Origin of the sequence: Actinomycetospora aurantiaca, assembly GCF_037401875.1 — a bacterium.
Lineage (GTDB): Bacteria > Actinomycetota > Actinomycetes > Mycobacteriales > Pseudonocardiaceae > Actinomycetospora > Actinomycetospora aurantiaca.
In genome coordinates this window covers 61,726-75,654 of the sequence record NZ_JBBEGN010000023.1, presented here as the reverse complement: position 1 = coordinate 75,654, position 13,929 = coordinate 61,726, and the positions used below count along the sequence as shown (strand labels likewise).

At 71.4% G+C, this 13,929-nt stretch carries 12 protein-coding genes; 2 read left to right on the top strand and 10 right to left on the bottom strand.

Annotated features, from left to right (window positions below; all coding sequences use genetic code 11):
• Both WCD74_RS27370 and WCD74_RS27365 read right to left on the bottom strand, forming a co-directional pair.
• Positions 1-888 (bottom strand): alpha/beta fold hydrolase (locus WCD74_RS27370; RefSeq protein WP_337698077.1); only part of this gene is annotated, 888 nt, incomplete at its 3' end.
• Between the two features lie 44 nt (positions 889-932).
• Entirely contained in the window at positions 933-2,522 is a 1,590-nt protein-coding gene (locus WCD74_RS27365; RefSeq protein ID WP_337698076.1) for a bifunctional 3-(3-hydroxy-phenyl)propionate/3-hydroxycinnamic acid hydroxylase, read from the bottom strand.
• Between the two features lie 102 nt (positions 2,523-2,624).
• Between WCD74_RS27365 and WCD74_RS27360 the strand changes: the two genes are divergently transcribed.
• Positions 2,625-3,353: a TetR family transcriptional regulator gene (locus tag WCD74_RS27360; RefSeq protein ID WP_337698075.1), complete on the top strand. Its 729-nt coding sequence runs from the start codon at positions 2,625-2,627 to the stop codon at positions 3,351-3,353.
• 480 nt (positions 3,354-3,833) lie between these two features.
• Here the strand turns inward: WCD74_RS27360 and WCD74_RS27355 are convergent, their stop codons facing one another.
• From WCD74_RS27355 to WCD74_RS27330, 6 genes are read right to left on the bottom strand one after another with little or no spacing between them, the layout of a single operon-like run.
• Positions 3,834-4,217: a nuclear transport factor 2 family protein gene (locus tag WCD74_RS27355; protein ID WP_337698074.1), complete on the bottom strand. Its 384-nt coding sequence runs from the start codon at positions 4,215-4,217 to the stop codon at positions 3,834-3,836.
• Positions 4,218-4,249: 32 nt separating this feature from the next.
• A complete protein-coding gene (locus WCD74_RS27350) occupies positions 4,250-4,876 on the bottom strand; it encodes a VOC family protein (RefSeq protein ID WP_337698073.1) in 627 nt (208 codons plus the stop codon).
• 21 nt (positions 4,877-4,897) lie between these two features.
• Positions 4,898-6,487 (bottom strand): AMP-binding protein, encoded by a 1,590-nt coding sequence (locus tag WCD74_RS27345; RefSeq protein ID WP_337698072.1) that lies wholly within the window; start codon positions 6,485-6,487, stop codon positions 4,898-4,900.
• Positions 6,487-7,641, bottom strand: coding sequence for an acetyl-CoA C-acetyltransferase (locus WCD74_RS27340; RefSeq protein WP_337698071.1), 1,155 nt, complete (start codon positions 7,639-7,641; stop codon positions 6,487-6,489). Before WCD74_RS27340 ends, WCD74_RS27345 begins: the two co-directional genes overlap by 1 nt.
• A 12-nt stretch (positions 7,642-7,653) precedes the next feature.
• Complete coding sequence (locus WCD74_RS27335; RefSeq protein ID WP_337698070.1) at positions 7,654-8,520, bottom strand: fumarylacetoacetate hydrolase family protein; 867 nt, start codon at positions 8,518-8,520, stop codon at positions 7,654-7,656.
• A gap of 27 nt (positions 8,521-8,547) precedes the next feature.
• On the bottom strand, positions 8,548-10,329 hold the full coding sequence (locus WCD74_RS27330; RefSeq protein WP_337698068.1) for an FAD-dependent monooxygenase: 1,782 nt from the start codon (positions 10,327-10,329) through the stop codon (positions 8,548-8,550).
• A gap of 176 nt (positions 10,330-10,505) precedes the next feature.
• Between WCD74_RS27330 and WCD74_RS27325 the strand changes: the two genes are divergently transcribed.
• Positions 10,506-11,204 (top strand): GntR family transcriptional regulator, encoded by a 699-nt coding sequence (locus tag WCD74_RS27325; protein WP_337698067.1) that lies wholly within the window; start codon positions 10,506-10,508, stop codon positions 11,202-11,204.
• A gap of 11 nt (positions 11,205-11,215) precedes the next feature.
• Here WCD74_RS27325 and WCD74_RS27320 read toward each other — a convergent pair whose 3' ends face one another.
• Entirely contained in the window at positions 11,216-13,156 is a 1,941-nt protein-coding gene (locus WCD74_RS27320; RefSeq protein WP_337698066.1) for a thiamine pyrophosphate-binding protein, read from the bottom strand.
• A gap of 78 nt (positions 13,157-13,234) precedes the next feature.
• Positions 13,235-13,840, bottom strand: a complete 606-nt coding sequence (locus tag WCD74_RS27315; protein WP_337698065.1) for a TetR/AcrR family transcriptional regulator — start codon at positions 13,838-13,840, stop codon at positions 13,235-13,237.
• Positions 13,841-13,929: the final 89 nt, after the last annotated feature.

The window sequence follows — 13,929 nt, the reverse complement described above, 5'->3', positions numbered from 1 at the left end:
GTCCTGCCCTTCGTCGAGAAAGCCGCGTACGACGTGGTTGAACAGGGTGGCTTGTTCGAACTGGACCCAGTGCCCGGTGCGGGCGAACTGCAGCAGGGTCGCCTGCGGCATCGTGTCCGCCAGCGTGGTGCCCCCGGAGGGCCGGTTGACGCGGTCCTCGGCGCCCCAGACGACCAGGGTCGGGGTGTGCAGCTCGGCCAGACGACGGTCGCGGGTGAGGTCCATGCGCCACAGGGTGCGCAGCGCACCGGGGCCCGACGGTCGACGAAGCGGCGGGTCGGCGACGACCTCGGGATCGATGCTGGCCTGATAGCGAGCATCGATGGCTTCGGCGGGCACCGTGGAGGGGTCGAACACGAGGTGTTCGCGGATGAACTCCTCGAGCTTGGCCCGGGAAGGTCCCGTGCCCCGGTAGTAGTTCAGCAGGGCGTTCAGGCCCGGCGTCGGGAGGGCGCGGGTGGTGCCGATCCCGCCGGGGCCCATGAGCACGAGCCGGTCGACCCGGTGCGGGGTGTCGAGGGCCAGGCGCAGCGCGGCCGACCCGCCGTAGGAGTTGCCGACCAGATGGGCCCGCTCCAGGCCGAGGGCGTCGAGGACGCCGCGTACGGCGTCGGCGAGGTAGCCGAAGGGGTCGGACTGATCGAGGTGCTTTCGGGACCGGCCGTAGCCGGGCAGGTCCGGCACGATCACGCGGTGCCCGGCCGCGAGGGCCTCGATGTTGCGGACGTAGTTCGACACGCCGGAGGCCCCGGGACCGCCGCCGTGCAGCAGCAGCACCGGCGGCCCGTCGCCGGTCTCGGCGACGAAGACCTCGGTCTCGCCGCGGCCGCCGCCGGGCCCGCGCACGGTCAGCGACAGGGTCTTCTCCGACATCGTCGGCGTGCTCATCGGATGGTCCTTCCGGAAACGGGTGAGTGCTCGGCGATGCGTCCTCACGCGGCGCGCCGGGCCCAGGGCGGTGCGGGGAGCGAGCGCCCGGCGGACGCGGCGCTGTGGACGTAGCCGTCGGGCCGGAGCACCAGCGAGGCCGCACAGCGCTCGTGCATCCAGGTCACGAGCTGGTTGTCGATGTCGACGACCGCGCCCGGACGCGGTTCGCTGCCCGCGGGCAGCAGGGCGACGGGGCGGGCGCCGGTGTCCAGCCAGGCGCTCTCGTCGCGGCGGGTGTTCTCCGACGGTGGGCGCAGCAGAACCCAGCCCCGCCCCAGAGCGTCGTCGAGACGCGCGCGGCGTCCCTCGGCGTCGAGGACCCAGGGCTGCGGCGGCAGCCAGCCGACCGCTGGGTGCGCGTCCTGTGCGAGCAGCCCCTCGCGGTAGTGCGGGTCGGGGAACCAGCTCCCCTCGCGCAGCCAGGACCCGAGGCCGGGCAGTCGCATCGCGGCCCGGAACACGTGGTTGCGCACCGAGGCGAGAGCGGCTCGGCGCTGGGTGATGAGCATGCCGGCACGCACCGCCCAGCTGGTCATCTCGCGGACGTGCGGCTGGCGTTCGGTCTCGTAGCTCTCGAGCGCGGTCTCCGGGAGCTCACCACGCAGCACCGCAGCGAGCTTCCAGCACAGGTTGGCCGCGTCGCGGACCCCGGAGGCCATGCCCTCCCCGATCCAGGGCGGCATGACGTGGGCGGCGTCGCCGGCGAGGAACACCCGCCCCGAGCGCCACCGGGTGGCGAAGCGGACGTGGTGGCTGTAGACCACGGCGCGCAGCAGCCGGACGTGCTCCTCGGTGATCCCGTGGCCCGCGAGCAGCGACCACACCGAAGCGTCCGTCGCGAGTTCCGCTTCGTCCTCCCCGGGGAGCACGGGGAACTCCCAGCGGTGGTGACCCAGTGGGGTGGGGCAGTCCACGGCCGGTCGTTCCGGATCGCAGTGGAAACGCAGCCGGTCGTGCTCGGGCCATTCCCGACGGACCTCGGTGTCGATGACCAACCAGCGGTCCTCGTAGGTGCGTCCCTCGAACCCGACCCCGAGCTGCGCGCGGGTCGGGCTCGACCCGCCGTCGGCGGCGATGACGTAGCGGGCCCGCAGACGACGCAAGGCGCCACCGTCCAGGTCGGCGACCAGCAGCTCGACCGACTCCGGGCCCTGCACGATGCGGAAACACTCCTGCCCGAGCCAGACCTCGACGTTCTGGTAGCGCTTCACCCCGCCACGCAGGGTCTCCTCCACCGCGGGCTGGTAGATGAACAGCTGCGGCGGATGTCCGTTGCCGCGGGGGCGCGGGGTGAAGTTGAGGAACGACCGCCCGTCGGAGTCCACGAAGTCGATCGGCTTCTCCGGGAGCATGTCGGCCTCGAGGGCGTCCGCGAGCCCGGTCCGCTGCCAGGCCCGCATCACCTCCTCGTCGGTCGAGATCGCGCGGGCCCGGGAGTAGATCGAGGGCTCCCGCTCGATCACCACCACCGAGAGCCCCTCGGCGCCCAGCAGGTTCGCCGCGGTCGCCCCGACCGGCCCGTACCCCACGATCGCGACGTCGACCTCCCGCGTCGCCTCGCGCGCCGACCGTGTCGCGGTCTCGCTGCTCATCGCCTGCTGCCTCCACTCGAAGCACCGTCCGGCCCATCGCTTCCTGGAGTGGACGCTACATGAATCCTGTAGCGTCCACTACGGGAAGCGGCTGTGAGGGGCATGACGCGGGGCGGCGTCCGTACGCTCGGCCGACGACCAGGCAGGAGGGAGGGCGACGTGGTGGCCAGCGCACGCAGCAGCCGTCAGCGACGAGCCAACGGCGAGGAGTCCAAGCGCCGGATCCTCGACGCGACGGTCGAGATCGCCGGCGAGCGCGGCTACGAGGGCACCAGCATCAATCTGGTCAGCGCCCGGGCCGGACTGCCGGCCAGCTCGATCTACTGGCACTTCGAGAACAAGGACGAACTGATCGCGGCGGTCATCGAGCGCAGCTTCGGCAGCTGGCTGTCTGCGATGAGCTTGCCTGAGGTCGCCGAGCCGATGAATGCTGCTGTCGACCCGGACGCCGTCGCTCGCAGTCGTGCGTTGGACATGGCCGCCCGGGTGGCCAAGGCCCTCCTCGAGTCCCCGGACTTCCTGCGCCTGGGACTGATGCTCGCCCTGGAGCGACGACCCGAGGAGCCCCGGGCGCGCACCGTGTTCCTCCAGGTACGACAGGTCGCTCAGGAGCGACTCGTCGCCGCGGTCGAGGAACTGGCGCCCGACCTCCTCCCCGACGAGGTCGCACTGCTGGTGGCCTACGCCCTCGCCGCCGCCGACGGCCTGTTCATCTCTCGCGAGGTCGGCGGGGACTCCGTGGACCTCCCGGCCCTGTTCGAGATGCACGCCCACGCCCTGATCGACGCCGTCGCCCGCTTTCGCGCCCACCGAGAGCCACGCCAACGCTGACACACCGCCCCGGCAAGTCGCTGGGTCGCTCGCGGGCAGCGCGCGGCCACGACCGACGATCTCGGCCGGGGACCGCCGAGCTAGCCCGAGAAGCGTTCACGAAGAGGACCGGTGTGGGTACCGCTCACGTCACGACACGGCAGGCGTCCAGGGGCTGCCGGACAAGATCACCACATCTCAATCAAGTCGGCGAGCAGCACGAATGCATACATGGGATCACCACGGCCCACGTGAGTCTTGTGCACTGGGTTCGGGGTTCCAGTCCCTGACGGCGCACCATCTTCGTTCTCACGAGAGCACGTTGCCGCGTCACGACACCAGGTGACGGCGCCCTCGGCGGGACGAACTCCGCGGTGGCGCGCCCCTTACCCCGGGACGCCTCCGGTCTTCCCTACCAGCCGATCAACCTCAGCTTCGACCAGTCGTGGGCGGTAAGGCGTCCGTCGAGTGGCGGTCAGGACGGTGCTCGGCAGCGAGCCCTTACGACGTCGACGCGGCGATCACCGGGCCGGGATCCATGAAGATCAGGTACTCGCACGCCTGCCCGTGGCGCACCCGGGTGCGGGTGACCACGGGCAGGGTGAACGTCGCACCGTTCTGCATGGAGTACGTGACGTCGGCACGGGCCGCGGCCACGTCCCCGTCCGACCACATCTCGAGGATCACGTGTCGCAGACCCGCGACGCCGCCGAGGAAGCCCGACACCCATTCCTGGATGTTCTGCCTGCCTCGCACGGGCTCGTTGTTGCCGAGACGGAACTCGCAGTCCTCGGTGAACATCGAGAAGAACGTCGCGATGTCGGTGTCCGCCGCCTCGAGCATTCTCGCGGTGACGTCGACCGGCGTCTCGCTGGCCACGGTCATGTCGTTTCCTTCCGTAGGTGCCGGTCTCGGCGTCAGTAGACCTCGGGCAGCAGGACATCCGCGGGCGGGTTCTCCGGGCGGTAGTCACCCGCGTGGGCCGCCTGGTGGATCTCGGCCATGGACAGACCCTTCTCCCGCGCCTCGACGACGAGGTCCGGGTCGAAGAAGTTGCCGACCGGGTTCTCGGCGAACTCGCGCGACGCCCACATCCACTCCGTCGACCTGGCCCAGTCGCCGAAGGCGTCGATCTGGATCTCCACCCCGTTGCCCTCGGGGTCGGCGTAGTACAGCGACATCGTCATGCCGTGGTCGAGAGACATGAAGGGAGTGATCCCCTCGTCCTTGAGCCTCGAGTAGTTGTCGAGCCACTGGTCGAAGTCCGCGTACTCGAACGCGGTGTGGTGCAGCCCGGCGCTGGTCGGCTTGTCCACCGGCTTCTTGATCGCCGGGTGGGCGATCAGGGCGATGCGGTGGTTCGCCGCGTCGTTGGTCAGCCACGCGGCACCGTCGCTGTAGTGCACGGGCGTCAGGCCGGCGACCTTTTCGTACCAGGCCACCATCTCGTGCAGCTTGAGGGTGAGGAAGGTCGAGTGGTGCAGCTTCGGCGCGATGATGGGCCGCGGCTTTCGGCTCTGCGGGACAGGAAGGGTCTCGGACATCGTCTCTCCTCGTGGGGTGTGTCAGCCCGACCGTCGATCGGGATCGCGTCGTGGCGGGCGCCGCGGTCCGGCGTCCCAGTCCCCCGGCAGCAGACCGTCACGTCGGAGCCGGTACTTCTCCACACGCTGGGTCTGGGTTTTCGGCAGATCGTCGACCCGGCGCACGTAGCGCGGCACCTGGAAGTGCGCGAGGCGCTCGGCGCAGAACTCCACCAGCAGGGCCGGGTCGAACGCGGGGTCCTCGGTGACCAGCACGACCAGGATGTCGTCGTCCCCCAGCTCCGACGAGACGCCGATCATCGCGCAGTCCAGGATTCCGGGGTACTGCGAGACGACGGTCTCGACCTCCCAGGACGACACCATCTCGCCGCGACGACGCACGGCGTCCTTGAGCCGATCGACGAAGAACAGATAGCCGTCCGCGTCCAGGTAGCCGAGATCGCCGGTGTGGAACCAGCCGTTGCGGAAGGCCTCGACCGTCGCACCGGGCTGGTCGAGGTACTCCGTCATCATCGTCCACGGGATCGTCGTCCGGGTGAGAATCTGCCCGACCTCGCCCGCGGGAAGGGGACGGTCGTGCTCGTCGGCGATGACGATCTCGCTGGTCGGGCTCGCCCGTCCGGAGGAACCCCGGCGCCCAGCGGGGACCGGGGTCTCGCGGGCGTCGACGATGGCAGGGAGGGCGTTCTCGGTCATCCCGTAGGTGTAGACGACCCGCACCCCGAACCGTTTCTCCCAGGACTCCCACACCTCCGGCGCGAGCGGGACCCCGAAGGCCACCCGGGCGGAGTGCTTCCCCTCGGACTCACGCACGGGCTGGTTCCACAGCGACACGGCCATGGACCCGATGAAGTTGAACGCGGTCGCACCGACCTCGGTCAGGCGGTCCCAGAACCGCGACGCGCTGAAGCGGTCGTCCAGCGCCACCGTCCCGCCTGCCGCGAGGGCCGAGAGGACCGTGTAGTTCTGCGCGTTGATGTGGAACAGCGGCAGACAGGTGTAGATCACGGCGTGTTCGTCGTACCCGCACGCGTCCGCGTGGAGGAAGCTCGCGGCGAGGTACTGGCCGTGGGGCAGCAGGCAGCCCTTGGGCGGTCCGGTGGTCCCGGAGGTGTAGAGGATCGCGGCGGGCGAGTGCAGCCCGAGGTCCGCGGGCTCGGGCGGCGGCGTCGTCGTCGAGCGCGGCACGGACGTCAGGACGTGCCCGGGCCGGTGCTCCGGCTGCGCCTCGTCGAGGTGGACCACGCGTTCGGGGTCGAGCACGAGGACCGACGGTCGGCAGTGGTCCAGCAGGTAGCGGAGTCCGGCGCTCTTGTGCGCGGTGTTGATCGGAACGACCACGGCGCCCAGCCGCACCACCGCGAACCACAGCGCGAGCCAGTCGGGACAGTTCGCCATCATGACCGCGACCCGGTCGGCCCGCCCGACCCCGAGCTCGACCAGGGCGGCGGCCACACGTGCGACGTCCTCGTCGAACTCCGCGTACGTGGTGACCTCGTCCCGCCACACGAGGAACGGCTCGTCCGCGTGCTCGCCGCACCGCAACGCCAGGAGCGCGCCGATGGTCGGCACCGAGCGAAGCTCCTCGACGATCTCCGACGTGGTGATCATCAGGCGAGACGCTCGATGATCGTCACGTTGGCCTGGCCGCCGCCCTCGCACATCGTCTGCAGCCCGAAGCGCCCGTCCCGACGCTCCAGCTCGTGGAGCATCGTCGTCATCAGCCGTGCGCCGGTCGCGCCGAGGGGGTGGCCGAGCGCGATGGCGCCGCCGTTCGGGTTCACGCGGGCCGGGTCCGCGCCCACGTCGTCCAGCCAGGCCAGGATCACGCTCGCGAAGGCCTCGTTCACCTCCATCACGTCGAGGTCGTCGATGGCCAGGCCGGTCCGCTTCAGCGCCCGGGCCGTGGCCGGGATCGGCGCCGTCAGCATCTGCACCGGGTCGGCGCCGAGCACGGTGAGGTGGTGGACCCGGGCCCGCGGGGTGAGGCCGTGGTCGCGGACCGCCTGCTCGGAGGCCAGGAGGAGCGCGGCGGCGCCGTCGGCGATCTGGCTCGACACCCCCGCCGTCAGCCGACCGCCCTCGACGAGCGTGGGCAGCCCGGCCATCTTCTCCGCGCTCGTGTCCCGCCGCGGGCACTCGTCGACCGAGGCTCCCGGCAGGGGCACGATCTCGCGGTCGAACGCGCCGGCGTCCTGGGCCGCCGCCGCCCGCCGGTGGCTCTCCAGCGCGTAGGCCTCCATCCGCTCGCGCGAGATGCCCCACTGCCGGGCGATGATCTCGCCGGCCCGGAACTGCGAGATCTCCTCGTCGCCGAACCGGGCCCGCCACCCGGGCGACCCGCTCCAGGGATCGCTCGACCCGAAGGGCTCCCCCGCACCGAAGGCGCAGAGCAGCGGGAACTGGCTCATCTGCTGCACACCGCCCGCCACCACGAGGTCCGCGGTCCCGCTCATCACGGCCTGGGCGGCGAAGTGGACGGCCTGCTGGGAGGAGCCGCACTGCCGGTCGATCGTGACGCCCGGGACCGACTCCGGCAGCCCGGCGACCAGGGCGGCGGTCCGCGCGACGTCACCGGCCTGCGAACCGAGCTGGTCGAGGCAGCCGAGGATGACGTCGTCGACGGCCTCCGGGTCGACGCCGCTGCGGCCGACGACCTCGCGGATGACGTGCGCCGCGAGGTCGGCCGGATGGACCTCTGCCAGCCCGCCCCGCCGCCGGCCGACCGGGGTCCTCAGGGCACCGACGATGTACGCCTCGGGCATGTCTCTCCCTCTCTAGGAGGCGGAAGCGGTGGTGTACGGGGTGCCGGGGACGCACCGCTGGCGCAGTTCTCCGATCCCCTCGGCCCAGGTCGAGACCTCCTCGCCCACGCGCAGGAACCGCTGCGGGCTCCGACCCCCGCCGACGCCGCCGGGGGTGCCGGTGAAGATCAGGTCGCCCGGCTGCAGCGGCAGGACGGCCGAGAGGCGCTCGACGAGCTCCGGGACCGAGAACACGAGGTCGCTGGTGCGGGCCTTCTGGACCTGCTCGCCGTTGACGGCGCAGCCGATCTCCAGGTCCATCGGGTCGGCGAGCTCGTCGGGGGTGACGACGACGGGCCCGATCGGGGAGAACCCCGGGAACGACTTGGCCAGGCTGAACTGCGGCGCGGGCGCGACGAGCTGCCGGGTCCGCTCGGAGTAGTCCTGCCCGAGGGTGAGCCCGGCGACGTACGCCCACGCGTCCTCGGCAGCGACACGGCGGGCCTCCCGGCCGATGACGACGACCAGTTCGGCCTCCCAGTCGACGGTGTCGGTGGGGAGCTCGAGGTCGCCGCGCGGGCCGGTGAGCGAGGTGCGGAACTTGGTGAACACGGGTGGCTCGACGGGGACCTCGACCCCGCTCTCGGCGGCGTGCCCGCGGTAGTTGAGCCCGATGGCGAACACCTGGCCGGGCTCGGTCACCGGCGCGCCCAGCGAGGCCTCGTCGAACGTCCGTCCGGCGGGGAGCGGCGCCGAGGCCGCCCAGGCGACGAAGGCGTCCCACTCGCGGTACACGGCCGACGGGTCGGGCCCGAACCGGCCCCCGCTGGCCTCGTCGATGTCGACGGCCCCGCCGGCGGTGACCAGGACGAGTCGTCCGGCGAGATTGGCGATGCGCATGGCTTCTCCTCGGTACGGGGGTGCGCGTCAGCGCAGACCGGTGGACAGCACCTGGGACAGCGCGTCCCGCAGCGCCGTGTACGGGTCCGCGACCCCGCCGACGGAGCGGTACGCGACGTACCGGTCGGGACGCACGACGACGACCCCCGCCGGGGCGATCCCGCGATGCTTGAGCCAGGCACAGCGCACGTCGACCAGGTCCGAGTCGAGGACACCGACCGTGCCGGCGGCCAACGGCAGGTCGTTCTCGACGGCGAGCTTGGTGGCGGCCTCGACCCAGGCGTGGCCCTCCTCGCCCGCGAGCACCAGGAAGCGCCCGCCCCGGACGAGGCTGCCGAGGGCGACACGCTCGCCCTCGCGCTCGACGACGGCGTGCGGCATGGGGTCGCCCGGCCGGGTGCCCGGCTCGTAGAGGCGGACCGGGTCGAGCGGCGCGGGGGTGGGGCTCCCGTCCGGGACGACCGCCGTGGACTCGTAGCGGTAGCCGAACTCGACGTTGTGGTGGCGGTACTCCATGGTCTGGGCGCCGATCGCCCGGTTCAGCGCGTGCCGTCTGGTCGCGGACCCCGGCAGGTCGTGCAACAGCGGGGCCAGCTCGGCCCAGTTCTCCTCCGGGGCCTTCTCCGCCGACAGGTTGAGCGCCTCGGTGATCGCGAAGTGGTTCATCGCGCTGGCGATCGCGCTGTCGATGTTCTGCTGGTCCACGGGCTTCCGCTCGACCTCGTAGGTGTCGAGCAGCCCGTCACCGGCGCGCCCGGCCAGGACCGCGGCGATCTTCCAGCCCAGGTTGTGGACGTCGTGGACTGCCGAGTTCATCCCGAGACCGCCGGTGGGCGGGTGACGGTGCGCCGCGTCGCCGGCGAGGAACACACGTCCGACCCGGAACCGGTCGGCGATGACCCCCTCCATCACCCACTGGCTGATCCGGAGCACCGAGACGTCCAGCTCCGGCGGGAGCCCCATCGTGGCGCGCATCCGCGCCAGCACCTTCTCCTCCTGCATGGCCTCCGGGTCGTCGGTGGCGTACTGCATGTGGAAGACCCACTCCTCCGACGCCGGGCCCCAGCGCTCCGGTCCCATCGGCACGAGCACGCCGCTCCACGCGCCACCGAACGCGGGGTTGATCAGCCAGCGGATCAGCACGTCGTCGTCGGTCGCCCACGGGGACAGGTCGGCAGCCATGTGGACCGAGACCATCTTCATGATGTCGCGCGGCCCGGTCATCCCCACTCCGAGCAGCCCGCCGACCGTGCGGCCCCCGTCGGCGGCGATGACGTAGTCGGCGCGCACGGTGTACGTCGTGCCGGCGGTCCGGTCGCGAACGGTCGCCGTCACGCCGTCGTCGTCCTGGGTCAGGTCGACCAGCTCGTGGTGGAACCGGACCCCGTCCGGATCGAGCATCTCGGCGTGCCGCTTGAGCACCGGCTCGAGCCGGATCTGCGGCAGGTTGCAGGTGCGGGACGCACTCGCCGCCACGTAGTCGGGGTCGGTGTAGCCGGCGCCCCATGCGTCGAGCTGCGCCAGCTTGCGACCGTGGTCGTCGTGCGGGCCGGCCAGGCCCGCATACCACGCGATCCCCCGCATGTTCGCCGCCGGAGTGCTGCGCTCCTCGATCTCGGGACCCACACCGACCTCGGTGAAGATCTCCATCGTCCGCTGACCGATCACGTGGGCCTTCGGCAGCGACGACGTGGTCGGCCACGAGCTGACCACCAGCGATTCGACGCCGAGTGAGCTCAGCACCATGGAGGCGCTCAGGCCGGCGACACCACCGCCGACAACGAGGACGGGGACGCGGAGGTCGGTCACGGGAGCCTCCTTGCTCGGGACGGACGGAGAGGGCCGGGAGCGGTCCGCGGCCTCGGCTCGCGGGAGAGGCGAGCGGATGACGTGCACCACACTGTGCGGGCTGAAAATCGTCGTGTCAACAGAAAATCGATTTTGACCTTGCCTACGTCTCCGACGTGCGCACCTAGACTCACGGCATGGCCGACACCTCCGTCAAGCCCACGAGGAGCCAGGAGGTGTACGACCGGATCCGCGTCGCCCTACTGGGCGGACAGCTCGCTCCCGGGAGCAAGCTCAAGATCAACGAGCTGGCGGCACGGTTCGGCGTCAGCCTGTCCGTCGTGCGGGAGGCGGTCACGCGTCTCGCCGGCGAAGGCCTGCTCGAGGCGACGCCCCAGCGCGGCTTCGCGGTCGCGACGCTCACGGTCGACGACCTCCGGGACCTGACGCGCGCCCGCGTCCTGATCGAGACCCTGGCGCTCGCCGAGTCGATCAAGGTCGGCGACCTCGCCTGGGAGTCGTCCGTCCTCGCGGCGCACCACGAGCTGGCCCACACTCCCGTGGCGACCGCCGACGGGCACGTCTCCCCGCGGTTCACGGTGGTCCACCGCAATTTCCACAACGCGCTGCTCGCGGGCTGTGGCAGCGCCCGGCTGGAGGCCGTCGCGACCGGCCTCCGCGACCGCGCCGAGCTCTACCGGCACTGGTCGGCGGAGTTCGCCCGCGACGACACCCGGGACATCGCCGCGGAGCACCGGGCCATCGCCGATCTCACCGTCGCCCGCGACGAGGCCGGCGCGACCCGCGCCCTCCGTGAGCACATCGAGCGCACCACGGCCGCACTCGTGCGCTACGTGGAGCAGGCCGGCGACTGCACCGAGGGCGACATCGCCTGACTCGGGCAGGCTCAGTAGCGGTAGCCGCTCTCCGCGGCGAGGGCCAGGAGTTCGGACTCGGGCCTGCCACACAGTTCGGCGATGAACGACATCGGGATGCGGGTCCCGTTGTCGATGGCCGACTTGTGGAGGCGGATGGCCTCGATCGCCGAGAGCGCCTCGAAGTGTCGGCGCAGGGCCGGTGAGAGGTCGTCGATGCCGCGCGACCAGTACTCGCCGATCTTGAGTCGCAGCCAGGGTTGGGATGCCTCGATGCTCTCGCTGTCGGCCACGACGTTCACGACGGCGACCTTGCCGGAGTCCAGCGCCCGGCGGAGGGCCGGGCGGAGCTCCGCCGAGGTCTCCACGTGCTCGACGTGGCAGCCGAAGGGCGCGAAGACCTGGTCGTACCGCAACCCCGGGGTCATGTCCCAGGATCCGATGTCCGGCTGCAGGTCGTCGCGCATCAACGAGTTGCCGCCCCAGGAGCTGTTGTTGAGCACGACGAGCACGGCCGGGACCTCGTACCGGGTCAGGGTCTCGACGTCCATCCCGGCGAGGCCGATCCCGCCGTCGCCGATGAGGCTGATGACCTGCCCACCGGGGCGCGCGATGCCGACGCCGAACGACATCCCGACGCCCTGCCCCAGGGCGACGCGGGGCCCGGCGTCGAGGACCTGCGCGGGACGCACCGCCTGGATCGCATCGGTGAGGTAGAGCGAGCCCTGGTAGGAGTCGTAGATGATCGTGGCGTCCTCGTCTGCCTCGTCCGCGATCGCCTGGGCCAGCTCGTAGGTGTGGATGGGCGTGCGGTCCGCCACCTCGGCCAGGTGCGCGCGGCGCTGCTCGGTGAACCGCGAGCGGGCGGACTCCACCTCCGCCGTCCAGTCGGGGCGCGCGACCGGCTCGTCGGTCCCGCGCACGGCCTTGATGCCGTCGAGGATCTGACGCAGCACGAGCCTGCTGCTGCCGACGAGGTCGACCTTGGAGTCCAGCCCCCACCACAGGCTCTCGGCGTCGTCCTGGGCCTGGATGTAGAGGGTGGTGTCCGGGGAGGGCCAGTCGGGCGTCTCGAACCAGGACTCGAGCTCGCCGGCGCGAAGGCCCACGACGAACAACACGTCGGCGGAGCGGAGCAGCCGGCCTCGGTATCCGGAGGCCACCCCCAGCGGGTGCTTCTCACTGATCGCACCGCGAGCGGTGCGTCGCGCGCCGGTCGGCGCGTTGAGGTACTCCGCGAGCGCGACGAGCTCGTCCCCGCCGTCGGACCACCACACGCCGTCCCCCGCGACGATCACGGGTCGCTGGGCGGCCGCGAGCAGCTCGACCGCGGCCGCGACCGGCTCGGGAGCGGACTGCGTGGCGGGGAGGACCGGGGTCCGCCCGTTACCGGGGACGTACTTGCGCTGGACCGCCTCGCCCTGGGCGAACTGGTTGTTCAGCGGGACCTCGAGGACGACCGGCCCGGCGGGGTACGTGGCGGCGTCGACGATCGCCTTGTGGGTCCAGTAGGCGTTGAGCTCCCAGTCGGTGAGCCGGTGGGTCCACTTCGAGACCTCCTCGAACGCCTGGGCGGCGTAGCCCTCCTGCAGGATGCCCAGATGGTCGCCCGCCGTCCCGTGCTGACCCACCAACAGCAGGATCGGGCTCCGGGCACCGATGCCCTGCGACAGCGACGACAGGGCGTTCGCCATTCCGGCCGAGGCCGACACGAAGAAGACGCCCGGCTTGCGCATCACGCGGCCGTAGGCCTCCGCAGCGAACCCGGCCGCCTGCTCGTGACGGAAGTGCCACATGCGTGCTCCGAGGCGGACCGCCTCCTCGATGACCGGGTTGATGTACCCGTGGATCCCGAAGAGGTCGGTGACCCCGTTCTCGATCAGTGTCTGCGCGATCGCGCGGGCGCCGGTGCGGTGGGGATGGGGAGTCGGCGGCTCGCCGGGCGAGGTCGGCCGGGGGGCGACGGTGGTCATGCGGCTCTCCTGACGGATGACGTGACGGAGTGGTCGGAGGCGGCGCGGAGCGCGCGGGATCCGGTGGCGGGCGCGGGATCAGGCGGGCACGAGGCGGCCCATGATCAGCTGGATCTGCTCACGACGGAGCTCCTCGCTCGAGACCACACCGCGCAGCGCCCAGCCCTTGAATGCCGGTAGGTGCCCGAGCAGGACGATGTCGAACGACAGGACGGAGGCGTCGACGGGACGGAAGGCACCGCTCTTCGCGCCGGCCCGGACGAGATCGGCGAACACGTCGGCGATCGCCTGTTCGCGCTGCATGAAGAAGCGCTGGGCGTCCTCGGGCAGCCGCCGGTACTCGCGGTAGACCATCGCGATCTGGGTGCGCTTGGCCTCGCACTCGCGCAGGTAGACGTCGATGGCGGCACGCAACCGCTCCTCGAAGCTCCCCTCGCCCGCGGCGATCTCGCCGAGCTGCTCGCGCACCCCGTCGTAGATGCCCTTGCACACCATCACGAGCAGGTCGCCCTTGCTCGTGATGTACCGGTAGATGCCGCCGACGCTCATCCCGGCCGCGGCCGCGATGTCCGAGACCGACAGACCGTCGAACCCGTGCTCGATGATCTCCTGGGACGCCGCCTCGGTGATCTTGTCCATCCGGGCGACGGCCCGCGGCGAGCGCGGCTTCGCGACCTCTTCCAAGGTGACTCCTCGTTCGCAAAGGGAACTCCGACGAGGAGCCCATCCGGAACGTAGCTGCTCAAGACGCCGCCGACAAGCAGTGTGCGAGC